Raw genomic sequence first — 26,981 nt, forward strand, 5'->3', positions numbered from 1 at the left:
CCCCGAGCCGATGCCGGAGCCCCCGGCGCCGGAGGCCGAGCCGCCTCCTCGTCGCAGAGGAGACTGGCTGCGGCTGTACGGCTGGCTCGCCGCCATCCTGGCGGCGGTTCTGGTCGGTGGCTGGATCCTTTTCGCCGCCGGGCCGCCGACCGAGGCCGAGTTACGCGAGCAGGCCCGGCTGACGGGGAAGAAGAAGCTCTTGATCGGGGTGAAGGACGACACCCCCGGCATCGCCCTGCGCGACAAGACCGGCGCCTTCTCCGGCTTCGACATCGACATCGCGTACATGATCGCCGGCGAGCTCGGTTTCCGGCCCGAGCAGGTGGAGTTCCTGTCGATCGAGACCGAGGACCGGGCCCGCCGCCAGGCCACCGACGCCGACGGGAACTTCGTCACCGTCGACCTGGTGGTGGCGACGTTCAGCATCACCCCCGGTCGGCTGCAGGATCCGTCGGTCGGCTTCTCCAGCCCCTATCTGTTCACCGAGCAGTCGGTGGTGACACGGGCCGACCACCCCCGGGTGACCTCCCTCGGCCAGCTCACCGGCGAGAAGGTCTGCACCCTCGGCACCTCGACCTCGGAGGGTCCCCTGGCCGAGAGCGGCGCCAAGGTGACCGCGGAGAACAAGATCAGCGCCTGCTTCGAGGGGCTGGAGGGTCACCTGTACGACGCCGTCAGCACGGACGCCGCGATCATGGCGGGATTCGTCGCCCGGTCCGGCGGGAAGTTCAGACACCACGACATCGGCCTGGAGAAGACCGAGATGTGGGGGGTGAACGCGGGCACGAACACCTCCCTGCGCACTCTGGTCGAGCTCGCGTTGTACCGCTCCTACGCCGACCCCCAGAACAGGACGTGGGAAGAGGCCTACGACCGGCATATCCGCCCGCTGCTCGTGGCCAATCCCGGGGTGAACGTGGCCCAGAGCACCCAGCCGTGCCTGAAAGCGCCGCAGGTTCGCCGGTGGCCGTGGGAGCGAGCCCTTTCGGACGATGGCTGCTGAGGCGGGGAACACAGGCAGGGGCCGCGCGCCGCAGCGCAACCAGGAGTGGGTGCTGACGCTCCTGCCCGCCTTCCCGCTGGTGCTGCTGGTGATGCGGTTGTGGTACGCCAGCCGGCAGGACACGCAGACGCTGCTGCTGCTCGTGCAGTACGTCAGTCCGCTCGGTCTGCTCACCACGGTGCTGCTGACGCTTGTGTGGGTGTTGCCCGCCGTGGTGCTGGCCGGCCGGGTGCTCGGGCCCCTGTACCGGCTCAGCACCCGGCGCTCCGTCTGGGTGGCGCGGGCCGCCGACCGGGTGCCCGACTGGGTGGTCGCGGTGGCCGTGGGCGTCGGGCTGCTCGGCTGGCAGCTTCGTTTCCTGCCGACTCTGCTCATGCTCACGCTCGCGGTGGCCGGGCTGACTCTGCGAGAACGCCGCCCGCTGGACCGGACGGGGATCCGGGCCGTCTGCCTGGTGCTGCCGGTGGTCTCCGGCGTGCTCGTCCTCCTGGCGCTGCGCCCGGCGGTCACGCAGGCGCTGGAACAGGCCGACGTCTCCACCCTGATCCTGCTCACCGCGCCCCCCGTGCTCGCTCCGCTGGTCACCGGGCCGGTGCCGGCGCCCGCCGCGCCACTGGTGGTGCACGGCCTCACCTGGACGCTCGCTGTGCTCTTTCCGCTGGTGGCCGGAGCGGTGGTCCTGCGTTCGCCGATCCTGCCACTCACGGCCGTGGAGATCGCCGCCGAGCCGGACGGCGAGGCCGTGCAGGTCACGGTCGGGTATGTGATCGCCAGCGACGACCGTCTCGTCACCATCCTCGAACGCTCCGGCGCGGTCCGCTTCGTACGCAACGACCTGCTGGTGTCCCAGGTGCTCTGCCCGGAGCCGGGCGCGGTCCCGCACACCACCGTGCATCTCCACCAGTGGAACGTCGAGCAGAGCGCACTTTCCTGGCTGGCTCCCGCGCCCGTGGCGATCCCGCTCGACTCCCGCTGCGAGGGCCGTCCGGCGACACCGGACGACCTCACCCACGACGAGGCGGCTGTCTCCGCGGGTGCTCCGGAGGGGCGAGCCCAGGGCGGTCGTCAACCCTGATCCCCGGCGCGCTCCAGCTCCAGCTCCAGCTCCTGCTCCTGCGACAGGCGCGGCTCGTGCCACTGCCGGCCAGAGCCCGTCGGGGCGTTCTCATGCGGCCTTAACGAACGCCTCATGGGCGTCCCATGCCGCGCCGCGAGCGTGGGCGCATGAGCGAGCGAATCGATAGGTACAGTGCGATTCGCTCATGCGACTCCGAGCCGTCAGGCGAGGAGGTGGCATGAGCGTGACGATGGTGTCCGGGCCGGTGGCGGGGGCGTCCCGCAGGACCCGCCTGGTCGAGGTCGTCGTCCCCGTGTACAACGAGGAGCGCGTCCTGGCCGCGAGCGTGGAGCGGCTGCACGCCTACCTGAGCGGTGACTTCCCGTACGGCTTCCGCGTGACGATCGCCGACAACGCGAGCACGGACGGCACGTGGGCGGTCGCCCGGCGGCTGGCCCGGGAGCTGCCGGGGGTGCGGGCCGTACACCTCGACCAGAAGGGCCGCGGCCGGGCGCTGCGGCGGGTGTGGGAGGCCAGCGACGCCGACGTGGTCGGCTACATGGACGTGGACCTGTCGACCGACCTGGACGCGTTCCTTCCGCTGGTCGCGCCGCTGATGACCGGTCACAGCGACCTGGCGATCGGGACCCGCCTGTCCCCGTGGTCCAACGTGGTGCGCGGCCCGAAGCGCGAGGTCATCTCCAGGTCGTACAACCTGCTGCTGCGCTCGCTGATGGGGGCGCGGTTCTCCGACGCGCAGTGCGGGTTCAAGGCGGCCCGCACCGAGGTCGTGCAGGCCCTGCTGCCCGCCGTGCGGGACGAGGCGTGGTTCTTCGACACCGAGCTGCTGCTGCTGGCCGAGCAGCACGGGCTGCGCATCCACGAGGTGCCGGTCGACTGGGTGGACGACCCCGACAGCCGGGTGGACATCGTCAGGACGGCGGTCGACGACCTGAAGGGCATGTGGCGGGTCGCCCGGGGAAGTCTCGCGGCCCCGGCCGCGCCGCCGTCCCGGACATCGGTGCGCACGCAGATCCCGGCGTTCGCCGTGATCGGGGCGATCAGCACGGTGGCGCACCTGGCGCTGTTCTGGATGCTGCGCTCGATGCTGCCGCCCGTGGCCGCCAACGCGATCGCGCTGTTGGTCACCGCCGTCGCCAACACCGCGGCCAACCGCCGCTTCACCTTCGGCGTACGGGGCAGGGCGGGCGCTCTGCGGCACCACCTCGGCGGGCTCGTCGCCTTCGTCGCGGGTCTCGCGCTGACCAGCGGGGGTTTGGCCGCGCTGCCCGGCGGCGCGTCGCGGGCGGCCGAGCTCGCCGCCGTCATCGTGGCGAACGGTCTCGCCACCCTGCTGCGCTTCCTGCTCCTGCGATCCTGGGTCTTCGCGCCCCGGAAGGACTCCCGGTGACCGCACTCGCCCCCGCGACCCCGATCGGCCACCGGGCCCCGGCGGACCGCGTGACGCCGCTGCCGCGCTGGGGGAAGTGGGCCGTCCTCGCGCTCGCGGCGGTGCTCCACACCTGGGCGCTCGGCCGCAACGGGTACGCCAACGACTACTACGCCGCCGCGATCTACTCCGGCACGAAGAGCTGGAAGGCGTTCTTCTTCGGCGCGCTGGACGCCGGGTCGTACATCACGGTCGACAAGCCGCCCTTCGCGCTGTGGGTGATGGGCCTGCCGGCCCGCATCTTCGGGTTCGGCACGTGGAGCATGCTGCTGCCGCAGGCGGCGGCCGGCGTGGCCTCGGTCGCCCTGGTCCACTCCGCCGTAGGGCGGGCGCTGCTCGGGCTCGGTGCCCGCGCGGCCGGGGCGGCGGCCCTGCTTGCCGCGCTCGTCATGACGCTGACCCCCATCACCGTGGCCATCAACAGGGACAACAACCCGGACACGGTCCTCGTCCTGCTGCTGGTGGCGGCCGGATGGTTCTGCCTGGAGGCGATCCGCACCGGGCGGCTGCGCACGCTGCTGGTCACCGCCGCGCTGGTGGGCCTCGCCTTCAACACCAAGATGCTCCAGGCGTACCTCGTGCTGCCGGCGTTCGCGCTGACCTATCTCTACGCCGCGCCGGGGACGGTCGTACGCCGGATCGGGCGCCTGGCGGCCGCCGGGGCGGTCCTCGTGGTGTCCAGTGCGTGGTGGATGGTCGTGGTCGACCGGTGGGCCGCGTCCTCGCGGCCGTACATCGGCGGCAGCACGGACAACACCGTCTGGGACCTGGTGATCGGATACAACGGCCTGGGCAGGATCTTCGGCGGCGCGGGCAACGGCGGCGGCCCGGGAAGACTTCCCGCGGACACCGCGGAAGGCCTGACGCGTGCCCTCGATGGCATGGGCGGTGGCCCTGGTGGTCCCGGTGGCCCTGGTGGTCCCGGTGGCCCTGGTGGACCTGGTGGCGGCTTCGGTGGGGGTGGCGGCTTCGGCGGCGCGTCCGGCGCGGGCAGGCTGTTCAACGACGTCATGGCCGGGCAGATCTCCTGGCTCCTCCCGTTCGCCGCCGTGGCCCTGGTCTGCGGCCTCGTCCTGGTCGCGAGGCCGGGCCCCAAGCCGTCGGATGGAACGGCCGGGGACGCGGTCCGCGCGTCGCTGCTGCTGTGGGGTGGCTGGCTGGTCGTGCACTACGCCGTCTTCAGCTTCTCCAGCGGGACCTTCCACCCGTACTACTCCACCGCGATGGCCCCCGCGATCGCCGCGCTGACCGGCATCGGCGGCGTGCTGATGTGGCGGGCGGCACGCGCCTCGGCCGTCTGGCGGCTGGTCCTGGCCGCCGCGGTCGCCGTGACCGGAGTCTGGTCGTTCGTCGTGCTGCGCCGTACGCCCGACTTTGTGCCGTGGCTCGCCTGGGCGGTGGCGGGCGCGAGCGCCGTCGCGGTGCTCGCCCTGGCGGTCACGGCGCGCGCCTCCAGGACACCGGAGCGCGGTGGCCCGGCCGTGCGTGGGGCTCGGACGGCCGCGCGGGTGACGGCGGTGGCGCTGGCCGCGGCGGTCGTGGCCGGGCTGGCCGGTCCGGCGGCGTACGCGCTGACGCCGCTGGGCTCGGCGGTGAACGGCACCAACCCCACGGCGGGACCGTCGCAGGGCATGGGAGGACCGTCCGGACGGGGCGGACCCGGTGGCATGGCGCCGACGGCGGGCACGCGACCGGCGGGAGACACGACGACTCCCGGGAGCGCGCCGGACGGGAACGCGCCGGACGGGAACGGGCCGGACGGCCGGGGCATGCGCGGGCCCGGCGGCCGGGTGGACGCCGCGATGGCGGCGTACCTGAAGCGCAACAAGGGGAGCGCCACCTGGCTGGTGGCGGTGGACAGCGCGCAGAGCGCGTCGTCGCTGATCCTGTCCACGGGCGAGCCGGTCATCGCGATGGGCGGGTTCACCGGCTCCGACCCGGCGATGACGGTGGAGAAACTGCAGCGGTACGTGTCCGAGGGCGAGTTGCGGTACATCCTGCTCGGCGACGGCGGTTCCGGACCCTCGCGCGGGGCGAGCGCGGACGTCAACGAGTGGGTGAAGGCGCACGGCACGCGGGTGGAGGCCGCGGAGTACGGGGGCACGGACGGGGGCACGGTCGGGGGCGGCTCGGTGCTCTACAAGCTGGGCTGACGGCGTTCGGCCGCCTCCTCAGCGGGTACGTGATGGGCCTTTGGACCGACGAAAGGATTCCCATGGACACGGAGGGCTTCATCGCCCTGCTGAACGAGGACCTGGAGAGCGAATACCGCTCGATCGTGCAGTACGTGCAGCACGCGGCCACCATCAAGGGCGCGGAGTACCTGTCGATCACCGAGGAGCTCAAGCAGCACCTCGGCCAGGAACTCAACCACGCGAGCACGCTGGCCGGGCAGATCGACTTCCTCGGCGGCGTGCCGAGCGTCCTCGTCCCCGAGGTGCCGGTGGCGACCGACGGCGCGGACGCGCTCCGGCTCGACCTGGAGTTGGAGCAGGAGCAGCTTCGCCGCTACCGCGAGCGCGTGGAGCAGGCCCAGGAGCTCGGCCTGAGCGACGTGGCCGAGGCGCTGCGCCCGCTGCTGCAGCAGACGCAGGACCACGTCATGGACCTGCAGACCGCCCTCGGCAAGTGACCTGACGGGCGGGGCGAGCCGGGGCACGGCGTGTGCCCCGGCGGCGCGGCGTCGGCGCGGTGGGTCGGCTGGTGGCTCGTCTCGGGTCGCGTGTGGTGGATCAGCGCGGCCGGGCATAGTCGTCGAGAGCCCGCACGATCAACGCCCTCGCGTCGTCGCGGAAGGCCGCGACCTCGCAGAACTCCTCGAACGCCTGGGCGTAGAAGGCGACGTCCGCGGCGTCGCGCAGCAGCAGGTCCCTGGTCCTGGTCGCCACTCCGACCATGCAGTCGTCGTAGATCCAGAACGAGTTCATCAGGGCGGACGGCAGCTGCGCCTCGAACGGCAGCAGCCCGAACTCCACGTTCGGCAGCGTGGTCACCGCGATCAGCCGGTCGAGCTGGCCGCGCATCACGTCCGGGGGCGCGAGCCGGTAACGCAGCACCGCCTCCGGCATGACGAACCGGAACCGCCGCGCCGGGTCGTACAGGATCTCCTGGCGGCGCATCCGGATCCGGATCGCGTCGTCCACGTCGTCGGTGGACTCGTGCACCCGCCTGACCTTGCCGAAGATGTGCCTGGCGTATTCGGTGGTCTGCAGCAGGCCGATCACCACACCCGGCTCGAACGCCCGGAACAGCCGGGTGCGCGTCTCCAGTTCGCGGATGTCCTCCTGGAGCGCGGCCAGGCCGTTCCTGTGCCGCTGCCGCCAGGAGTCGTGCCGCTCGAGCAGGCCGGCCGCCTGCCGGATCAGGTCGTCGATCGCATGCGGGTCGGCGTCCACCGCCTTTCCCCACGCGGCCACGTCGTCCTCGGTGGCGGTCTGGCGCGCGTTCTCGATGCGCGAGACCTTCGACGGCTGCCAGCGCAGCCGCTCGGCGAGGTCCTTCCCGGACAGGCGGGCGTTCTCCCGCAACTGGCGTAGCTGGGCTCCCAGGTCCATGCGGGCCTGATGGAAACCGCTCACTTCCACCTCCGGCCGTGGTGCGGTCCAAGGTAGACCCGGCACGCCGGATCATGCCAGACGGCGGCCCTCAATCGTGATCGGACAGGACCCGCCGGGCGATCTCGACGAGCAGTTCCTCGGCACCTCGACCGCGGTCTCCCCGTCGAGCACGTGGCGCAGGTCGGCGCGGGCCTCACGGTCCACGACCTCCAGGCCCTGCACGACGATCGTGCCGCGGTCGGTCTCGTAGAGGGGGGGACAGGCCCCCGCCTCGGACGTGGAGCCGAGAAAGCGCAATCGCATGTCCTTTTCTCCCGATTCGCGGCAATCGCGGGCAATCCTAGTCACGATGGGATGGGCACGCACACGGCGCGAAGACGCTCCCCGAGCGCCTTGGCCTGCGCGTCGAGGAGCGGGCTGGCCGCCACGCCTCTGCCCAGCAGCCCGTGGACGACGAAGTTCAGCGCGTGCAGGTTCGGCAGCGCGAACCGGTCGATCGGCAGGCCGCCGACCTCCGGCAGCAGTTCCCTGAGCCGGTCCACGGTCAGGAACGCCGCGAGCCACGGATAATGGGCGGGATCGCGCACCCAGACGCCGAGGTTGGCGTCGCCGCCCTTGTCGCCCGAGCGGGCGCCGGCGACCGTGCCGAGCGGCCTGACCACCCCGGCCGGCAGATCCCCGGCGTACGGCGGCACGACGGCGTCGCCGGGCGGTCCTCCCGCCTGCTCGCCCAGCACCGGGCCGGGCGGCGCGTACGGCACCTCGACGCGGAGCCCGTCCACGGCCACCACGGGGAGCACGGCCCGCGCCTCGACCGACGAGGGCCAGAAGACGCCGTAGGGGGAGGCGTCGCCGGGCGGCGTCAGGCCGTAGAAGCCGGGGTAGCTCGCCAGGCCGGTCTCCACCACGGCGGAGGAGAACGCCCGCCCGGCCGTGCGCGGATCGGGGTCCATGACCGTGATCCGCAGCAACGCGGTCCCGGCCGCGCCGACGCTGTTCGTGCCCGTGCCGCCCTCTTGCGGGCCGCTCAGGGCGCCGTAGCCGCCCGTGCCCGGATCGCCCGTGCCCGGATCGCCCGTGCCCGGATCGCCCGTGCCCGGATCGCCCGTGCCCGCGCCGCCTGTGCCTGCGCCGCTCGCTTCCGGACCGCTCGGGGAGCCGGAGCCGCCACCCGCGCCGAGCGGGGTCAGCTCCACGTGGACCTGTTCGAACGACTCGCGCGGGACGCGGGCCCAGATCGCCTCCTGCGCGATCCGGGCCTTGGCCGCGAGGTCGAGGCCGGTGAGCACGAGCGTCATCGTGTTGCGGTGGCCGCCCAGGTAGGTGACGGCGACCTTCAGGGTGTCCGGCGGGGGTTCGCCGCGCACGCCCGTGATCCTGACCCGGTCGGGCCCCTGCTGTTCCAGCCGGATGGTGTCGAACCGGGCGGTCACGTCCGGTCCGAGATAGCGCGGTGCGGCGATCTCGTAGAGCAGCTGCGCGGTCACGGTCCCGATCGAGACCAGTCCGCCGGTGCCCGGGTGCTTCGTGATCACGCTCGACCCGTCGGCGTACAGCTCCGCGATGGGGAAGCCACAGTGGGCGAGGTCGGGCACCTCCTCGAAGAAGGCGTAGTTGCCGCCGGTCGCCTGGCAACCGCACTCGATCACATGCCCGGCGACGACGGAACCGGCCAGGGGGTCGAGGTCGCCGGGGCCCCAGCCGAACCACCACATGCCGGGCCCGGTGACCAGGGCGGCGTCGGTGACCCGCCCGGTGACGACGACGTCCGCGCCGTGCTCCAGCGCCACCGCGATCGGCCGGCCGCCAAGGTAGGCGTTGGCGGTCAGCGGAGTCGCCCGCAGGGTCTCGCCGGTGTCCGCGTGGACCGGCGGCGCGGCGAGCGGCATGAGGTCGTCGCCGGTGACGTGGGCGACGGCCGCGCGCAGCCCGAGCCGGCCGGCCAGGGCCGACACCGCCTCCGCGCAGCCGGCGGGGTCGAGGCCGCCCGCGTTGGCGACGACCCTGATGCCCCGGTCGAGACAGGTGCCGAGGACCTGCTCCATCTGCGTGAGGAAGGTACGGGCGTAGCCGGGACGGCCCTTCAGCCGGTTGCCGGCGAGGATCGACATAGTGAGCTCGGCCAGCCAGTCGCCGGTGAGCACGTCGATCGGCCCGCCCTCGACCATCTCCCGGGCGGCCGACAGCCGGTCGCCGTAGAAACCGCCGCAGTTCGCGACCCGCATCGGTCCCGGCCGCCCGGCCTCCGCCGTCATCGCCCGGCTTCTGTGGCCGTGGCCTCCGACGGGACCCAGGCGGCGGGCCGTTTCTCCGCGAAGGCCCGGATGCCCTCCTGCCCCTCCTCGGAGGTGAAGCGCTCGGCCGACAGCGCGGCCATCGCGCGGAACCCCTCCTCGACCGGCAGCAGCGGCACCTCCCGCACGAGCCGCTTGGTGATCGCCAGCGCCTCGGGGCCGCCGCGCAGCAGCATGCCGGTGTAGTGCGCCACGGTCGCGTCGAGGTCGTCGGCCGGGACGGCCCGGGTCAGCAGGCCGATCTCCACTGCGCGCGCGGCGCCGAAGACCTCTCCGGTGAGGAAGTATTCGGCCGCGGCCCGGGGCTCCAGACGGCGCAGGCAGGTGACCGCGATCATGGCCGGGACCACTCCGAGCCGCACCTCGGTGAAGGCGAACGACGCGGTCGCCGGGGCGACGGCGAAGTCACAGGCCGCCACCAGGCCGAGGCCGCCCGCCCGGGCCGTGCCGTTCAGGCGGCACACGACCGGCTTCGGGCTCTCCCAGATCCGCGACATGATGTCGGGGAACGACGCGGTGACCGGCGCCCCTCCGCCGCGCTGCTCCTTCAGGTCGGCGCCCGCGCAGAACACCGGTCCCGTGCCGGTCAGCACGATCACTCGTACGGCGGGGTCGTCAAGCGCCCAGGACAGCGCGTCGTCGAGTTGCCGCAGCAGCCGGGACGACAGGGCGTTGCGGTTGTGCGGCGAGTCGAGCGTGATCGTGGCCACGCCGCCCGCCTGCTCCCGGCGTACCAGGACATCCTGGGGTTCGCTCACGGCTGCGTCGCCTCCCTGCCCGGATTCGCACCGGTGTCCGTGCCCTGCGCGCCGGTCTCGGTGCCGATTTCGGTGCCGATCTCCGTGCTCCCGGGAGGGGCCGCTTCCAGGGCCGCCGCAGGCGCCGTTTGCGGGGTCGGTGGGAGGCCGGTCTCCGGGGTCGGCGGGCGGCCCGTCTCCGGGCCTGCGGAGGAGCCGCTGTCCGGGCCTGCGGAGGAGCCGGTCTCCGGGCCGCCTGCCGCGTCCGGGCCCTGGTCATCCGCCGCACCGGTCGCCGTACCGGTCCTTGTGCCGATCTCAGGGCGAATGTCCGGGCCCATCTCTGGGCCGGTCTGCGCGCCCGGCCCTTCCGGGTGCGGGCCGCCGCCGGGATTCCCCGGGGGCGACGGCTCGATCACGGCGAGCGGCACGCCCGCCTCGATCTGCGCGCCCGGCGTCACGTGCAGGGCCGTCACCGTGCCCGAGGCGGGGGACACGACCAGATGCTCCATCTTCATCGCCTCCAGCACGACCACCGGCTGCCCGGCCTCGACCACGTCGCCGGGCTTGACTTCGACACGCAGGACCGTACCCGGCATCGGGGCGGGCAGTGCCCCCGGAGTGACGTGCGCGGCCGGTTCGGGCAGCCGCTCGACCGGGGTGAGCCGCACGGGACCGAGCGCGGAGTCGACGTACACGAGCCGCCGGTCGTCGGGGCCCGGATATGCGGCCACCTCGAAGGTGTGCCGCAGGCCCGCCGTCTCCAGCACCACCTGTCCGGGGTCCGCCGCCACGAGCGTGACGGCCTCGAAACCCTCGGCCCGCAGCCCGTCCCTGGTCAGCCGGTAGGCGATCTCCAGGCGTCCGCCGTCCTCGGTGCCGAACGCCGTGCGCTGCGGCTGGGAGGGGACGTTGCGCCAGCCGCTCGGCAGCCCGCCCAGCACCCCGTCGCGCCGGGCGGCCGCGCGGCCCGCCGCCGCCCCGGCGAGCGCCGCCGCGAGCGCGGACAGCCGTACGGCCTCGGGACCGGCGAGCGACGCCGGAACGGGGTGCCGCTCGAGAAACCCGGTGTCGAGCGCCCCGGACAGGAAGTCCGGGTGCCGCAGCACTCCCACGAGCAGGTCGCGGTTGGTCGCCGGCCCGTGGATCCGCGCCCCGGCGAGCGCGCTCGCCAGCCGCCGGGCCGCCTCCGCCCGGTCCCGGCCGTACGAGACGACCTTGGCCAGCATCGGGTCGTAGTGGACGCCCACCTCGGTGCCGGAGACCACCCCGGAGTCGAGCCGCAGCCGCGCCCCGAGACCGAACTCTCCGTCCACGCCGGAAATCTCGAAGCGGTGCAGCACGCCGCTGCGCGGGCGGCCCTCGGAGTCCTCCGCGTACAGGCGGGCCTCGATGGCGTGCCCGACCGGGCTCGGCGGCAGCGCGGCGAGGTGGGCGCCCTCGGCCACCTCGATCTGCAGCCGGACCAGGTCGACTCCGTAGACGCACTCGGTGACCGGGTGCTCCACCTGGAGGCGGGTGTTCATCTCCAGGAAGAAGAACCCCTCGTCCGACAGCAGGAACTCGACCGTGCCCGCGCCCTGGTAGCCGATCGCGCGGGCGGCCCGGATCGCCGCCTCGCTCAGTTCGCGCCGCAGTTCGGGACCGACGGCGGGGGAGGGCGCCTCCTCGATCACCTTCTGGTGGCGGCGCTGGATCGAGCACTCGCGCTCGCCGAGCGCCCAGACCGTGCCGTGGGCGTCGGCGAGGATCTGCACCTCGATGTGGCGGGCGCCTTCCACCAGGGGCTCGGCGAACAGCGTCCCGTCGCCGAACGCCGACAGCGCCTCCCGCCGGGCCGACTCGACGGCCCCGGCCAGATCGGCCGGGTCGCGCACCACCCGCATGCCGCGCCCGCCGCCGCCCGCCGACGCCTTGACCAGCACGGGGGCCGCGATCTGCGTCTCGGTCATCTGCGTTTCGATCATGTGGGGCGGGGCGTCCGGGGACAGCGGGATGGTCGGCAGGACCGGCACCCCGGCCTCCGCCATCAGCGCCTTGGCCTCGATCTTCTTGCCCATCGCGGCGACGGCCTCGGGGGAGGGGCCGATCCAGGTCAGCCCGGCGTCCAGCACGGCCCGGGCGAAGCCGGCGTTCTCCGACAGGAAGCCGTACCCGGGATGGACCGCGTCGGCTCCCGACCTGCGGGCCGCCTCGACGACGCGCTCCGGGTCGAGGTACGCCGACGGGCCGCCCAGCCGTACGGCCCGGTCGGCCTCGGCGACGTGCGGGGCGGACGCGTCGGCGTCGGTGAAGACGGCGACGGTCTCGATGCCCAGTTCCCGGCAGGTGCGGAAGACCCGCCGGGCGATCTCCCCGCGGTTCGCGACCAGCAGCCGCCCGATCATGACCCTTCACCCCCGCCGATCCGCATGAGCCCGCTGCCGGTAAGAACGGTGTCGATGCGCATGCCGGTCACATCCGGAAGACGCCGTAGCCGGCCCGGCCGGCGTCGGGCGCCCCCGCGACCGCCGACAGGCACAGCCCGAGCACCGTACGGGTGTCCCGGGGGTCGATGACCCCGTCGTCGTACAGCCGCCCGGACAGGAAGAACGCCGCCGACTCCGACTCGATCTGCGCCTCGACCGCCGCGCGCATCGCCGCGTCGGCCTCCTCGTCGTAGACCTGCCCCCGCGCCTGCGCGGCGGCCCGTCCCACGATCGACATCACGCCCGCGAGCTGGGCCGGTCCCATGACGGCCGACTTCGCGCTCGGCCAGCTGAACAGGAAGCGAGGGTCGTAGGCCCGCCCGCACATGCCGTAGTTGCCCGCGCCGTAGGAGGCGCCCATGACGATCGTGATGTGCGGCACGGTCGAGTTGGCCACCGCGTTGATCATCAGCGCGCCGTGCTTGATGATGCCGCTCTGCTCGTACTCCCTGCCGACCATGTACCCCGTGGTGTTCTGCAGGAAGACGAGCGGTGTACGCGACTGGTTCGCGAGCTGGATGAACTGGGCGGCCTTCTGGGACTCCTCCCCGAAGAGCACACCCCGGGCGTTGGCGAGGACCCCGACCGGGTGGCCGTGGACGCTCGCCCATCCGGTGACCAGGCTCGGCCCGTAGAGGGGCTTGAACTCGTCGAAGTCGCTGCCGTCCACCACCCGGGCCAGGACCTCGCGGGGGTCGAAGGGGACCTTCAGGTCCTCCGGCACGATGCCCAGCAGCTCGTCCTCGTCGTACAGCGGGGCCGCGTAGCCGGCCGCGGGAGCGTTCCCCGCCTTGCGCCAGTTGAGCCGCCGCACGATGCGACGGCCGATCCGCAGCGCGTCGTACTCGTCGGCGGCGAGGTGATCGGCCAGGCCGGAGGCCCGCGCGTGCATCTCCGCGCCGCCCAGCGACTCGTCGTCGGACTCCTCGCCGGTCGCCATCTTCACCAGGGGCGGGCCGCCGAGGAACACCTTGGCCCGCTCCCGCACCATCACGACGTGGTCGCTCAGGCCCGGCACGTACGCGCCGCCCGCGGTGGCGTTGCCGAAGACCAGCGCGATCGTCGGGACGCCGGCGGCCGACAGCCGGGTCAGGTCGCGGAACACCTGGCCGCCGGGGATGAAGATGTCCTTCTGCGAGGGCAGGTCCGCGCCGCCCGACTCCACCAGGTTCACGTACGGCATGCGGTTGCGCAGCGCGATCTCGGCGGCGCGCAGGGTCTTGCGCAGCGTCCAGGGGTTGGACGCGCCGCCGCGCACGGTCGGGTCGCTGGCCGTGACGACGCACTCGACGCCCTCGATCACCCCGATGCCGGTCACGACGCTCGCGCCGACGGGATATTCGGTGCCCCAGGCCGCCAACGGGGACAACTCCAGGAACGGCGAGTCGGGGTCGACGAGCAGTTCGATCCGCTCGCGGGGCAGCAGCTTGCCGCGCTCCCGGTGCCGCTCGACGTACTTCGGCCCGCCTCCGGCGACGGCCTTGGCGTGCTCGGCCTCGAGCTCGGCGAGCTTCGCCAGCATGGCCTCGCGCCGCGCGCCGTACTCGCCGCTGGAGGGGTCCAGCCGGCTCACGAGCACCGTCATGGCATCACCGAACCGAGTTCTGTCACGCGATGATCCTCCTGGTGACCCGTCGCCGCGTCAACGAGCCGGGCCCGGCCTCCCGTCCCGGCCGATCGTCAACCACCGGTCGTCAGCCGCCGATTGTCAACCACTGATTCTCAACCACCGATTTTCAACCACCGATTGTCAACCACAGTGCGACCATGAGCTGCTCCAGGCGGCGGTGCCGTAGCCGCCGCCCCAGATGACGCACTTGGCCTTGGCGGGCAGCCGGATCGGCCCGGCGTAGACCGTGTAGCTGCCGGAGTCGGTCTTCGACGACCCGCCCTGGACCTTCAGCACCGCGGTCATCTTGATCTTGCTCGACATGACGTACTTCGACAGGGTGATCACGCAGTTGTAGCCGTTGGCGGCGTTGTAGAGCAGATACGTCGTCGCCTGCCCATAGGAATGCGAGTCGACGACGCGGTACCCGCTGCCGCACACGCCCGTGGCCGTGTAGGTGTTGGCCTTGGGCGCCGCGGTCTTCGTCGGGGTGGCCGTCGCGCTGGGTTTGGGGGCCGTGGTGGCCTTCGTCGGCGCCGGGGTCGCCTTGGTCGGCGCGGGGGTGGTCTTCGCGGGCGGAGGAGTGACCTCGGCGGCGCCGGTGGGCTTGACGGTCGGCTTGGTGGCGGCGGTGGGCTTGGCCTGGGCCGGACCCTTGGAAGGCGACGGCTGCGCCTGACGGGTGCGCGTGGGGGAGACGGCCGGCTTCGCGCTCGGCTGGAGCCGTCGTGCCGAGGGGCTCGGTGAGGGCTTGCCGGATTTGCGCCCGGTGGGGGTGACCAGCTCGGACGGCTGCGGGATGGGCATCTCCACGTCCTGGGACGGCGTCACCGTGGGCGACGCGGCGGGGCCGAGGGCGTCCTCGGAGGAGATCTGCTTGGCGGACACCCACGTCGGCACGAGGAAGGCCGCCGCCGCGAGGGCCGACACCCCGACCCCGGCCACAGCCCATGTCAGCACCGGCCGCCGCGGCCTCGTCCCGCCGGTGCCGGACCGGCGCGGTACGGGCGGGACCGGCGCCCCCGCACCCCCCGGCCCCGACGGGGGTAGGTGCGATCCCGGTGCGTGGGGTCCCGGTGCGTGGGGTCCCGGTATGTGGGGTCCCGGTATGTGGGGGCCTGGTGCTTGAGGTCCCGGTGTGTGAGGTCCGGGTGTCGCGGCCTGCGGTGGGGGCGGCTGCGGCGCGGCGGCGGGCCGTACGGGCGTGGTGGGCTGTCCGGTGAGCCGCGCGACGACGTCCTCGGCCGAGGGACGCAGGGCGGGGTTCTTCGACAGGCAGGCGGCCACGATGTCGCGCAGGGGCATCGCGAGATCGCCCAGGTCGGGCTGCGCGTGCAGGATCCGCGTGATCACCGAGGGGATCGTGTCCGCGCCGAAGGCGGGCCTGCCGGTGGCGGCGAACACCATCGTGACGCCCCAGGCGAACATGTCGGCCGCGGCGCCCGCCGTGCCGCCCGAGAGCACCTCGGGGGCCAGGTAGGCGGGCGTTCCGATGGACGCGCCGGTCGCGGTGGCCTGCGGCGAGTCGGGCGCCCTGGCCACGCCGAAGTCGATGACGACCGGGCCCTCGGGGCCCATCAGGACGTTGGCCGGCTTGAAGTCGCGGTGGGTGATCCCCGCCCGGTGGATGGCGGCCAGGGCCGTCGCCGTGCTGATGGCGAGCCGTTCGAGCGCGGCCCCCCGGCGCGGTCCCTCCCGGTCCACGAGCTGCCGCAGCGACGGCCCGGACACGAACTCGCTGACGATGAACGGCTGGTTGCCGGCGAGGTCGGCGTACAGGACGGGGGCCGTGCAGAACGGCGCCACCCGCTGCGCGAGCGCGACCTCGCGCAGGAACCGCTCCCGAGCCTCCGGATCGGCCGTCAGCCGGGTGTGCAGCAACTTGACCGCGACCTGCTCGCCCGCCGGGCCCCGGCCGAGGAAGACGACCCCCTGGCCGCCCTCGCCGATCCGGTCGACAAGAGCGAACGGGCCCAGGCGTGCCGGATCACCAGCCTCTAACGCCACTATTGCCCCCGATTACCACTAAAACCTCACAATGGAGGCAAACGCTACCAGCGGTCAGATGGCTTTACCGGGGTTGAGGATGTTCAGTGGATCGAACACCTGCTTGATGCCCCGGTGAAGTTCGGCGGCCACCGGACCGGTCTCCAATTCGAGCCAGCGCTTCTTCAGCAGGCCGACGCCGTGCTCGCCGGTCAGCGTCCCGCCGAGATCGAGCGCGGCGCGGAAGACCTCGTCGGCCGCGGCCCAGACCTCCGCCGGGGGCTCGGTCAGGCCGCGGTCGAACACGAACACCGGGTGGACGTTGCCGTCCCCCGCGTGCGCGACCGTCGCGATCATCACGTTGTGCCGGGCCGCGACCTCCTCGATCGTGGTGATCATGTCGGGGAGCGCCGAGCGGGGCACGCACACGTCCTCCACCAGGCACTGGCCCAGCCGCTCCTTGGCCTGGTAGGCCAGGCGCCTGACGCCGATGAGCTCGGCCGCCTCCTCCGGGGTGGACGAGACCGCCACGAACGAGGCGGCCGCGCACAGGTCCGCCATCCGGGCCGCCGTCTCGTCCGGCGGGCCCTCGGCCTGGGCGATGAGCATCGCCCTGGTGGACGGCTCGAGCCCGATGCTCTTCCAGTCGTCGATGGCCTTCAGGGTCGTGCGGTCCATCAGTTCGAGCAGCGACGGCTGGCAGCCCGCGGCGACGATCGCCGCCACGGCCGCGGCGGCGTCGCGCAGCGAGGTGAACTCGGCGGCGACCGTGGCCGTCTCGCCCGGCGCCCGCCGCAGCCGCAGCGTCGCGGCGGTGATCACGCCGAGCGTCCCCTCCGACCCCACGAACAGGCCGGTCAGGTCGTAGCCGGTCACGCCCTTCATCGTGCGGCGGCCGGTGGTGAGCACGCGGCCGTCGGCCAGCACGACCTCGAGCCCGAGCGTGGAGTCGCGGGTCACGCCGTACTTCACGCACCGCAGGCCGCCCGCGTTCGTCGCCAGGTTGCCGCCGATGGTCGAGATCTCGTACGACGAGGGATCGGGGGCGTACATCAGGCCGTGCTCGCGGGCCGCCCGGTCGAGGTCGGCGGTGATGACGCCGGGCTCCACGACCGCGATCTCGTCCTGCGGCGACAGCTCGCGGATCGCGGTCATCCGGGCGAGCGACAGGACGACGCAGCCGTCGACGGCGGTCGCCCCGCCGGCGAGCCCGGTGCCCGCGCCGCGCGGGACCACCGGCACGCGGTGCTCGCTCGCCCAGCGCATCGTGGCCACGACGTCGTCGCGCGACTCCGCCAGGACCACCCCGAGCGGCGTGCCCGGCGGCACGAACGTGCGGTCCCCGGCGTACGAGCCGGTGACGCCGGGATCGGTGAGGACACGCCCGTCCGGCAGGGCCGCGGCGAGCGCGGAGGTCAGCTCGTTCACCGAACCCTCCGGAGGAAGCCCGGCCCTTCAGGGCCTGGAGGAATCCGGGCCCCACAAGGGCTGTCCCGGCGAAGCCGGGACAGCCCAGAGCACGAAGCGCTCATGTCTTTCTCCTTTCGCTCACCGGTCAGGCAAGTGGATGGCAAAATGCGAAAATGCGTACGGCGTACAGGGTGCGGGCCTATCCCACCGCCGAACAAGCCGCGGCGCTGAACCGCACCTTCGGCTGCGTACGCCTGGTCTGGAACACCGTCCTGGCGTGGCGGCAGGCCCGCTACCGTGCCGAGGGCGTGAAGACCTCCTACGCGCAGACCGACCGGTACCTGACCGAGCTGAAACGCGACGGCGGCCACGACTTCCTGTACGAGGTCTCCAGCGTCCCCCTGCAGCAGGCGCTGCGGCACCAGCACAAGGCGTTCGCGAACTTCTTCGCCGGACGCGCCAAACACCCGCGGTTCAAGTCCCGGCATGGTAGGCAATCGGCGACCTACACACGGTCGGCGTTCCGCTGGGGCGACGGCCGACTGCACCTGGCAAAGATGGACGACCCGATCGCGTTCGTGTGGTCCTGGCCCGAGGTCGACCCCACCACGATCAACCCGACCACGGTGACCGTCTCCCGCGACAGCGACGGCCGCTGGTACGCCTCCATTGCGATAGAGACCGAAACCGAGCCCGACCCGTTGCCCGCCACCGGCGGCCAGGCCGGGATTGACCTCGGCGTGAGCGACTTCGCCGTCCTGTCCACCGGCGAGAAGATTCCCAACCCGCGCCATCTGGAGCGCAAGGCCAAAAACCTGGCCCGCTACCAGCGCAGGATGGCCCGCAAGCAGCGCGGCAGCAACAACCGGGCGAAGGCCAGGGCGAAGGTCGCCCGCGCCCACACCAAAGTGCGGGACGCCCGCGCAGACTTCCTGCACCGCACCTCCGCCCGGCTGGTCCGCGACCACGACCTGATCGTGCTCGAAGACCTCAACGTGCGCGGCATGGTTCGCAACCGGTCCCTGGCGCGGGTGATCTCCGACTGCGGGTGGGGCGAGTTCCGCCGCCAACTCGAATACAAAACCCAGCGGTACGGGCGGCGCCTGGTCGTGATCGACCGCTGGTATCCCAGCTCGAAGACGTGCAGCGCGTGCGGGCACCTGCTCCCCGCACTGCCGCTTTCCACCCGGCACTGGATGTGCCCGGGATGCGGCACCCGGAACGACCGGGACGTCAACGCCGCCAAGAACATCCTGGCCGCTGGTCGAGCGGTGTCCGCCTGTGGAGCTGACGTAAGTCACTCCGGGTCCTCCCGGATGCGGTCGGCCGTGAAACAGGAAGCCCAGCCCGCGAGGGCGGGAGTCCCCCGCCTGTAGGCGGGGGGGAAGTCAAGTCTGGACTTTACGGCACGGTTCGGTATCGGGTCTCATCCGGAATTATTAACGGTTTTCGGTACAGATCACATTTTGACAACCATACCGGCTGCCTCTTTACCCTCCCTTTACCCCCTCGTTTAAGGTCCCGCATGCGCGCTCATCCCGGCGCGCCGTGCATGGGTGTCCGGGGAACCCGGACGGGAAGGGATCTCGTTGTCCAGAGGAATCCGGCGTCTCGCCGCGATCGTGCCCGCGCTCGGGCTGGCGGCAGGAGGTCTGGCTGCGGCCGGTGCGGCTGCGGCGCCCACGGCGGGCTATCAGCCCTCCGCCAAGGACCACTACATCAACTACGCGCCGCCGCGTGTGCAGGGCGACTTCACCACCACCGAGGAGAAGGTCCCCGCCAGGGGTGCCAAACGGACGGCCGCTCTCGCGCGGGCCGTCGACCACAAGTTCGCGAGCGGTAACCCGGTCGCGGCGCGTGTGCTGGCCAAGCACGAGAAGCAGGCGATCAGCACCGGGAAGAACCCCTTCGACTTCATCTACAAGAAGGCGAAGACGACCCGCACCGCCAAGCTGCTCACGCTGCTGGTCGAGTTCAACGACCAGGCCAACGACGACTTCTCGGGCTGGTCGCACCCGAGGTCGATCGACGACGTCGACGACTGCGTCACCGAGCCGCCCGGCACGAAGCTGAACGGGCCACTGCACAACACGATCCCCAACCCCGCGACCGCCGCAGGCGGGGGCAAGGACAACAACTCGATGTGGGTGGCGGACTTCAACACCGCCCATTACAACGACATGCTCTACAGCTCGAAGGGGATCACGACCCGGGTCCGTCCGGACCTGAAGGATCCCCGGGACGGCAAGAAGGGCATCGACATCTCCGGCTACACCATGAAGAACATGTACGAGGAGATGTCGAAGGGCGCCTACACCGTCACCGGTGAGGCCGTCGGCTGGCTCAAGGTGCCGCACTCCGAGGCGTGGTACGGCGCGGGCAAGTGCCACACGTACCCGCAGGACATGACCGGCCACCCGGACAACCCGCGCGGCGCCGCCCAGCTCGCGGTCGACGCGGTCGACGCGCTCGTGAAGTCGAACCCGAACTTCCCGTGGGCGGACTACGACGTCGAGGACGTCTCCGACGCCGACGGCGACGGCAACTTCGACGAGCCCGACGGCGTCATCGACCACCTCGTGCTGATCCACGCCGGTGAGGACAAGTCGGGCGGCGGCGGCAACGAGGGCACGATGGCCCTGTGGGCCCACTCCAGCGACGTGGCCGGCGGTTACACGATCCCGGGCACCGGCATCAAGATCTCCAACTACATCCTCCAGCCGGAGGACTCCGGCGTGGGCGTGTTCGCCCACGAGTACGGCCACGACCTCGGCCTGCCGGACCTGTACGACACCACCGGCGCCGGCGACTCCGACGTCGACTTCTGGGACCTGATGTCGAGCGGCTCGCACTCCGGGCCGATCTTCCAGTCGATGCCGACGCACATGGGCCTGTGGGACAAGTGGGTGCTCGGCTGGGCCAACCCGAAGGTCGTCGAGCAGGGCGGCAACACCCAGCTCGTCGCGGTCGGCCAGACCTCGCGCACGCCGAAGGGCACCGAGGACGGCGTCCGGATCAACCTGCCGGACAAGCTGAACGTCATGTCCACCCCGCACAGCGGGTCGAACCTGTGGTGGTCCAACAGCGACCAGGACTGGGCCGACAACAAGCTGGCCAGGACCGTCGACGTCCCGGCCGGGTCGGACGTGAAGTTCCGGTGGTGGAGCGACTGGGACATCGAGGCCGACTGGGACTTCGGCTTCTTCGAGGTCTCCGCCGACGGCGGCGCCACCTGGACCGAGCAGAAGGTCTTCAACGAGGACGGCAGCCTCGCCAGCACCGGTGACGACTACACCGACCCCAACGGCCGCCTCAAGGACTACGGCGGCAAGAAGTACGGCGTCACCGGGGTCAGCGCCGGCTGGCAGCACCTCTACGTCGACCTGGCGCCGTTCGCCGGGAAGTCCGTCCAGATCCGCCTGCGCATCGCTACCGACGCGGCGTCCGTGCACCGCGGCTGGTTCAACGACGACTTCTCGCTGACCAACGGCGCCACCGCGGTCTGGTCCGACGACGTCGAGGGCGGCGCCAACGGCTGGACGGCCACCAAGGGCACGTTCACCGACACCACCGGCGCGGGCTGGATCATCCACTCCGGCCAGGAGCAGGCGGCGCAGTACTACCTGGCCGAGTGGCGCAACTTCGACGGGTTCGACAAGGGCCTGCAGTACGCCTACGACACGACCTGGCTGCGCGACGGCGCCTGGAAGGTCGAGAAGGTCAAGTACAACGCCCCCGGCCTGCTCATCTGGTACCGCGACACCGCGCGCGCCAACAACGACGTCGCGGGCACCGCGTTCGACATGCCGTCGGTGGGCCCGAAGGGCGAGCTCCTCATCGTGGACTCGCACTTCGACCCGCTGCGCCGTACGGGCACGGCGGCGGAGAAGGACCCGAGCGTCCTGAAGAACCTCCCGTCCCGCCCGCAGTCGTCCAACGCGGCGTTCAACTTCGTCGGCACCTACCCGTTCAAGGAGTGCGTCGAGGGCGAGCCGTTCAAGGAGTACTGCACCTCGTTCGGCAAGCAGCCCGCGGTGACCGCGTTCACGGACGCCAAGGGCTGGTACCCCGGCCTGGAGGTCCGTGACGACACTCTGTACTTCCGCCAGCGTGACTCCTCGGCCGTCGTCCCGTCCAAGGGCAACCAGCCCTACACGACGAGGATCGTCCACGCGGACGGCACTCCGGCGAAGGAGCTGTACGGCACCGACCTGGGTGACGGCATCGTTCTCGGCACCGGCAACCCCGGCGACGAGGGCAAGCAGCTCGGCGTGCAGATCTCGCTGATCAGCCCGCTGCCGTCGGACCTGGGCGCGCTCGTCAAGATCACGCCCGCCAAGAAGTAACACCGCCTCCCGGCGGTCCCCGTGCCCGGCCGCCGTCCGTCACCGGACGGCCGCCGGGCACACTCATGCGCGCCCGCGCCCGCAGGCCCCTAGCATGTGAGCGTGCGGAGCAAGGCGGATCACACGGCTGCCATCCACCGGGAGCGGCGGGCCGCCGTCGTCGTGAACACGAAATCCCGGCGAGGCCGCCGCCGCTACGCGGAGGTGGTGCGGCTGCTGCGGGACCGGGACTTCCGGCTCACCGGCGTCCACCCGGTCACCGACCCGTCCCGGCTGCGCGACGTCATCACCCGGGCGCTCGAACCGCAGCCCGACCTGCTCGTGGTCGGCGGCGGCGACGGCACGCTGAGCAGCTCGGTCAAGCACGTGGCCGGCCGCGACGTCGCCCTCGGCGTGCTGCCGCTGGGCACGACCAACAACTTCGCCCGCAGTCTCGGGCTGCCGCTCGACCTCGCCGGGGCGGTCGGCGTGTTCACCGAGGGCAAGGTGGCCGACATCGATCTCGGCGTCTGCGGCGACCGGCCCTTCGCCAACCTCGCGAGCTTCGGCGTCTCGGTCGAGGTCGCGGGCACGGTCAAGCCGTGGCTCAAGCGGATGCTCGGCCGGGCGGCCTATCCGCTGACCGCGCTGACGATCCTGCCCGGGCACCGGCCGTTCCGCGCCTACATCACCGTGGACGGCAAACGGCACGAGCTGCTGACCCACCAGCTCAACATCGCCAACGGCCGCTTCCACGGCGGATGGCAGATCGCCAGGGACGTCAGCATCGACAACCGCAAGCTGGTGGCCTACCAGCTCGGCTCGGGCAAGCGGCTGCGCCTGCTCGGGGAGACGCTCGTACGGGCGACCACCGGCAGGTGGACCAGCCTCGCGGGCGGGCCGTTCGTCACCGGGCAGGAGATGCTGCTGGAGACCGACCCGCCCATGGCCGCCGACATCGACGGCGAGGTGCGGCTGCGCACCCCGCTCGTGCTCAGGACCATCCCGAACGGCGTCCGCGTGATGGTCCCGCAGAGCTTCGAGGACACCTGATCGCCGCCGGGGTCGTGTCCCGTGATCTCTCCGGCCCACTGCGGTCGCTACGGCAGAAGATCACGAGACACTCCCCTCGGCCTCCTCGTTCTCCCCGGCCGCGAAGGCCCGGTACGCCGGCCGCAGCAGGTCGAGGAGCGGGATGTGCCTGGCCTTGACCTTCGGCGGGTCCAGCGCGCGCAGCAGCAGGTCGGGATGCCCCTCGGGGCCGGGCGGCGGGCCGAGGCGAGCCGCTGAGGCGCCCGGCTCGTAGAAGTCGCCGAGACGCTCGGCGAACGGGACGTCGGCCACGTCGAGAAGCCCCGGCGGCCCGGCATCGCCCGCGGTCGCGGCCCCGGCCTCGCCGCCGCTGCGGCGCAGCGCGTCGAGTAGCGCTTCCCTGGCCATGCCCCGCCAGGCCAGCACCCGGAACGGGTCGTCGTCGAACGCCTCGGCCAGCAGGTACAGCACCGCCGACAGGTGCTTGCACGGGAAGCCCCAGTCGGGACAGGTGCAGTCCATGTCCAGCCCGCGCTCGCCGGGGAACAGCGGCAGCCCGCACCCGGCGAAGACGTCCTCGATCTCCGGCGGCATCTCCCCGGCGAGCAACTTGGCCCGGTGGAGGGCCTGCGCGGCCAGCGCCTCGATCAGCCCCGCCCACTCCCGCTCGCCGTACGCCGTGATGCGCACGCTCACGTCGTACGGCTCCGGGCGCGACCCCTGCACCCTGGCCTTCGCCAGCCCGGGACCGAGGTCGAGGTCGAGCACCTGGCCGCGCCGGGCGTACGCACGGCCCCGGCTCAGCCTGCCCGGGTCGCAGACGCGTTCCAGGATGTCGATGAACCGCCGCGACCACCACTGCTCGCCGATGGACCCGCGCTTCGAGCGCGCCTTGATGCCGCCCTCGACCCTGATGGGCCGCGCGGCCTCGAACCACCCGTCCCTGCCGACCGGCATCAGCTCACCGCCTCGGGCGACAGGCGGAACAGCTCGCGCAGCTCCGCCGTGGACAGCTCGGCGATCCAGTCCTCGCCCGTCCCGACGACGCTCTCGGCCAGGGCCTTCTTGCGCTCGATCATCTCGTCGATCCGCTCCTCCAGCGTGCCCGTGCAGATGAACTTCCTGACCTGCACGTTCCTGGTCTGCCCGATGCGGAACGCCCGGTCGGTCGCCTGGTCCTCCACCGCCGGGTTCCACCACCGGTCCACGTGGACCACGTGGTTCGCCGCGGTCAGGTTGAGCCCGGTGCCCGCGGCTTTGAGCGACAACAGGAAGATCATCGGCTCGTCCTCGGTCTGGAACCGCTCCACCAGCGCGTCGCGCGCCTTCTTCGGCAGCCCGCCGTGCAACCACAGCACCGGGCGGTCGAGGTGCGCCGCCAGGTAGGGCTGCAGCATCGAGCCGAACTCGGCGTACTGCGTGAAGATCAGCGCCTTGTCGCCCTCGCTGAGGAGCTCCTCGGCCAGCTCCTCCAGCCGGGCCAGCTTCCCCGAGCGGCCCGCCAGCCGGGAGCCGTCCTTGAGCAGGTGGGCCGGGTGGTTGCAGACCTGTTTGAGCTTGGCCATCGCGGCCAGGACGTTGCCGCGCCGCTCGATGCCCTCGCTGCCGGAGATCTTGCCGATCATGTCCTCGACCACCGCCTGGTAGAGGCTGGCCTGCTCCGGCGTGAGCGTGCACCAGACCTTCATCTCCAGCTTGTCCGGCAGGTCGGAGATGATCGTCTTGTCGGTCTTGAGCCGCCGCAGGACGAAGGGGCCGGTGGCCCGTTTGAGCGCGGCGGTCGCGGTCTCGTCGCCGTGCCGTTCGATCGGCTCCTGGTAGCGGTCGCGGAAGGCCCGGGCCGACCCGAGCAGGCCGGGGTTGCAGAACTCCATGATCGACCACAGCTCGGCCAGGTGGTTCTCCACCGGAGTGCCGGTCAGCGCAAGCCTCGTCCGCGCCGGGAGCGAACGCACCGCCTGGGCCTGCCTGGCCGCGGCGTTCTTGATGGCCTGGGCCTCGTCGCAGACGACCCTGGCCCAGGTGAACCCGGCGAGGGCGTCGCGGTCCCGCAGGGCCGTGCCGTACGTCGTGAGGACGAGGTCGGCCCCGGCGACCCGCCCGGCCAGCTCCTCGCCGCGCAGGCGGCCGGCGCCGTGGTGGAGGTAGACGTCCAGCGACGGCGCGAAGCGGGCGGCCTCCTTCTGCCAGTTGGTGAGCAGCGACATCGGGCACACCAGCAGCGTCGCCCCGACCCGCTCGCCCGACTCGCGTTCTTTTGTGAGGAGTGACAGCGTCTGGGCGGTTTTGCCCAAGCCCATGTCGTCCGCAAGGATGCCGCCGAGTCCGATTTGGGACATGAAGTCGAGCCAGGCCAGGCCGCGCTCCTGGTAGGGCCGCAGCGTGCCGTGGAAGGCGGCCGGGGTCGCGACGGGTTCCAGACGGCGGTCGGCCTCGCCGGACAGCAGATCGCCGAGCAGTCCGTCGGCGTCCACCTCGACGAGCGGCAGCTCGTCGTCCCCGCCGTGGACGACCTGCTGGATGACCTCGCCGACCGTCATCTGCCCCGACCCGCGTCGCTCCACCGCCTTCAGCGCCGCCCCGAGCTGCCGGGCGTCCAGCTCGACCCACTGCCCCCGCAGCCGGACCAGCGGCACTTTCAGCCGGGCCAGCTCGGCCAGCTCCTCCTCGCTGATCGTCTCGTCGCCGACGGCGAGCTCGGCCGTGAAGTCGACGAGCTGCGCCAGCCCGAACCCCTGGCCGGCGGCCGCGCCGGGCCCGGAGCGGGACCGGGCGGTGAGCTTCAGGCCGAGCCGGGTGCGGCCGGCCCACGCGGGCAGCTGCACGCCGAACCCGGCCGACTGCAGCAGCGGCGCGGCGTGGCGGAGGAAGTGGAAGGCTCCCGCGGCGTCCAGGCCCACGTGCGTCGGCCGGGCCTCCCGCAGCGCGTCATCGATCTTCGAGTACAGGCGGGCCGCCCGGCCCAGGCCCGCGAGCAGCGTCTCGTCCGGGCGCCCGGGCAGGCCGGGCATGGTCTCGCCCGCCCAGACGAGGGGAGCGGGCAGGTACAGGCTCGGATCCTCGGCCGACTGGAGGGCGAACTCCACCTGCCAGGTTCCGGCGTCCGGTGCCTCCTGCCCGGGGCGCTCCTCGGCCAGGAGAGGCTCGACGAGACGGAAGCACACCTTGACCGGGCCGTCGAGCTGGTGAGCGGCCCTGAACCAGTCCTCCAGCGGCCGGGCCAGCGTCTCCGCCTCCTGGTCGCTCACTCCGGGAAGGGCCGCCGTGTCCCCGGTGAGCGCCACCGTCCAGCGGTCGGCCAGGGGACCGCGCCGCCCGGGACGGTGCCCGCCCAGCAGGCGCTCCGGCAGCGCCTGCCGTACGGCGGCGTCGGCCAGGCCCGCCACCGCCTCGATCAGCACGTGGGACGAGGGCCGCTCCTCGGCCACGGCCCGGCAGACCGGCGGCATGGCGGCGGCCAGCTCCCGGAAGCGCGCGGCGTGGGGGCCGGTCAGGACGGGCCGCCAGCGCGCGGCGTAGCCGCCGTCCTCGGTGACGAGCTGGGGCAGCACCCGGCCGTGCCGCACCAGGTCACGGGCGTGGGCGGCGACGACCGCGAGATAACGTACGGACGGCCCGGGGAGAATGTCGGCGAGACGATCCTCCGGCTCCGGCGACTCCGTCGAAGGGCCTGCCGCCTCGTAAGCCTCCGGTCTGCCGAGCGTGGTCAGCAGGCGCATCGCCGCGCCCGCGTCGACCAGCAGCGCGGGCACCCGCCACGGCCTGATCCCGGCCCGGCGCGCGGTGATCCGCAGGCCGGTCTCCGAAGAAGGGAGGGGACTCGTCGCCGAACTCGGCAGCAGCAGCACGGCTTCGCCGGACACGGCCTTGCCCGCCGCCTCGGCCGCCGCGTCCCCCCAGCACGGCAGTGCGGCGGCGAGGGCGCTCGCCGGGGCGGCGAAGGGGTGGGGCCGAACCTTGGCCCGGGAGGCGCTCGGCCCGGCGCCGGCGGAGTTCTCCGCCCAGAGTACGAGCCGTCCGCCGTCCCAGGCCGCGTGAATCACGAGCACGCCG

Annotated in this window: 17 protein-coding genes and 1 pseudogene; 8 read left to right on the forward strand and 10 right to left on the reverse strand. The window is 72.4% G+C overall.

Annotation, left to right across the window (positions count from 1 at the left end):
• Positions 1-10 precede the first annotated feature (10 nt).
• From HHX30_RS06940 to HHX30_RS06960, 5 genes are all read left to right on the forward strand, one after another.
• Complete coding sequence (locus HHX30_RS06940; protein WP_169980528.1) at positions 11-1,003, forward strand: transporter substrate-binding domain-containing protein; 993 nt, start codon at positions 11-13, stop codon at positions 1,001-1,003.
• A complete protein-coding gene (locus tag HHX30_RS06945; RefSeq protein WP_169980530.1) occupies positions 993-2,078 on the forward strand; it encodes a hypothetical protein in 1,086 nt (361 codons plus the stop codon). Before HHX30_RS06940 ends, HHX30_RS06945 begins: the two co-directional genes overlap by 11 nt.
• A gap of 220 nt (positions 2,079-2,298) precedes the next feature.
• On the forward strand, positions 2,299-3,471 hold the full coding sequence (locus HHX30_RS06950) for a bifunctional glycosyltransferase family 2/GtrA family protein (protein WP_169980531.1): 1,173 nt from the start codon (positions 2,299-2,301) through the stop codon (positions 3,469-3,471).
• Positions 3,468-5,663 (forward strand): transglutaminaseTgpA domain-containing protein, encoded by a 2,196-nt coding sequence (locus HHX30_RS06955; protein ID WP_311922153.1) that lies wholly within the window; start codon positions 3,468-3,470, stop codon positions 5,661-5,663. Before HHX30_RS06950 ends, HHX30_RS06955 begins: the two co-directional genes overlap by 4 nt.
• A 62-nt stretch (positions 5,664-5,725) precedes the next feature.
• Positions 5,726-6,142: a ferritin-like domain-containing protein gene (locus tag HHX30_RS06960; RefSeq protein WP_169980533.1), complete on the forward strand. Its 417-nt coding sequence runs from the start codon at positions 5,726-5,728 to the stop codon at positions 6,140-6,142.
• Positions 6,143-6,242: 100 nt separating this feature from the next.
• On the opposite strand, the gene HHX30_RS06965 is transcribed toward HHX30_RS06960, so the two are convergent.
• The 8 genes and pseudogenes from HHX30_RS06965 to HHX30_RS07000 all read right to left on the reverse strand — a co-directional run bounded on the left by HHX30_RS06965 (position 6,243) and on the right by HHX30_RS07000 (position 17,589).
• The gene (locus HHX30_RS06965; RefSeq protein WP_169980535.1) at positions 6,243-7,088 is read right to left on the reverse strand and encodes a helix-turn-helix transcriptional regulator; all 846 of its coding nucleotides are present in this window, start codon (positions 7,086-7,088) and stop codon (positions 6,243-6,245) included.
• A 48-nt stretch (positions 7,089-7,136) separates the two neighbouring features.
• Positions 7,137-7,370: a hypothetical protein gene (locus HHX30_RS06970; RefSeq protein WP_169980536.1), complete on the reverse strand. Its 234-nt coding sequence runs from the start codon at positions 7,368-7,370 to the stop codon at positions 7,137-7,139.
• Between the two features lie 41 nt (positions 7,371-7,411).
• Entirely contained in the window at positions 7,412-9,322 is a 1,911-nt protein-coding gene (locus HHX30_RS06975; RefSeq protein ID WP_211591646.1) for an acyclic terpene utilization AtuA family protein, read from the reverse strand.
• The gene (locus tag HHX30_RS06980) at positions 9,319-10,119 is read right to left on the reverse strand and encodes an enoyl-CoA hydratase-related protein (protein ID WP_169980538.1); all 801 of its coding nucleotides are present in this window, start codon (positions 10,117-10,119) and stop codon (positions 9,319-9,321) included. Before HHX30_RS06980 ends, HHX30_RS06975 begins: the two co-directional genes overlap by 4 nt.
• Before the next feature lie 389 nt (positions 10,120-10,508).
• A pseudogene (locus HHX30_RS06985) lies at positions 10,509-12,485 on the reverse strand (acetyl/propionyl/methylcrotonyl-CoA carboxylase subunit alpha); the annotation flags it as partial.
• A 67-nt stretch (positions 12,486-12,552) separates the two neighbouring features.
• Entirely contained in the window at positions 12,553-14,151 is a 1,599-nt protein-coding gene (locus tag HHX30_RS06990) for an acyl-CoA carboxylase subunit beta (RefSeq protein WP_169980542.1), read from the reverse strand.
• A gap of 165 nt (positions 14,152-14,316) precedes the next feature.
• The gene (locus tag HHX30_RS06995; RefSeq protein ID WP_169980544.1) at positions 14,317-16,182 is read right to left on the reverse strand and encodes a serine/threonine-protein kinase; all 1,866 of its coding nucleotides are present in this window, start codon (positions 16,180-16,182) and stop codon (positions 14,317-14,319) included.
• Between the two features lie 54 nt (positions 16,183-16,236).
• Positions 16,237-17,589: an FAD-linked oxidase C-terminal domain-containing protein gene (locus HHX30_RS07000; protein WP_311922155.1), complete on the reverse strand. Its 1,353-nt coding sequence runs from the start codon at positions 17,587-17,589 to the stop codon at positions 16,237-16,239.
• A gap of 155 nt (positions 17,590-17,744) precedes the next feature.
• Here HHX30_RS07000 and HHX30_RS07005 point away from each other — a divergent pair, with 155 nt between their 5' ends.
• The 3 genes from HHX30_RS07005 to HHX30_RS07015 all read left to right on the forward strand — a co-directional run bounded on the left by HHX30_RS07005 (position 17,745) and on the right by HHX30_RS07015 (position 22,949).
• The gene (locus HHX30_RS07005) at positions 17,745-18,947 is read left to right on the forward strand and encodes an RNA-guided endonuclease TnpB family protein (protein WP_169980545.1); all 1,203 of its coding nucleotides are present in this window, start codon (positions 17,745-17,747) and stop codon (positions 18,945-18,947) included.
• 213 nt (positions 18,948-19,160) lie between these two features.
• A complete protein-coding gene (locus tag HHX30_RS07010) occupies positions 19,161-21,917 on the forward strand; it encodes an immune inhibitor A domain-containing protein (RefSeq protein WP_169980547.1) in 2,757 nt (918 codons plus the stop codon).
• Positions 21,918-22,019: 102 nt separating this feature from the next.
• Positions 22,020-22,949 (forward strand): diacylglycerol kinase family protein, encoded by a 930-nt coding sequence (locus HHX30_RS07015; RefSeq protein WP_169980548.1) that lies wholly within the window; start codon positions 22,020-22,022, stop codon positions 22,947-22,949.
• Between the two features lie 60 nt (positions 22,950-23,009).
• Here HHX30_RS07015 and HHX30_RS07020 read toward each other — a convergent pair whose 3' ends face one another.
• Positions 23,010-23,885, reverse strand: coding sequence for an SWIM zinc finger family protein (locus tag HHX30_RS07020; protein WP_169980550.1), 876 nt, complete (start codon positions 23,883-23,885; stop codon positions 23,010-23,012).
• Complete coding sequence (locus tag HHX30_RS07025; RefSeq protein WP_169980552.1) at positions 23,885-26,977, reverse strand: DEAD/DEAH box helicase; 3,093 nt, start codon at positions 26,975-26,977, stop codon at positions 23,885-23,887. Before HHX30_RS07025 ends, HHX30_RS07020 begins: the two co-directional genes overlap by 1 nt.
• Positions 26,978-26,981: the final 4 nt, after the last annotated feature.

The organism is Microbispora sp. H10836 (assembly GCF_012999525.1).
Classification (GTDB): Bacteria; Actinomycetota; Actinomycetes; order Streptosporangiales; family Streptosporangiaceae; genus Microbispora.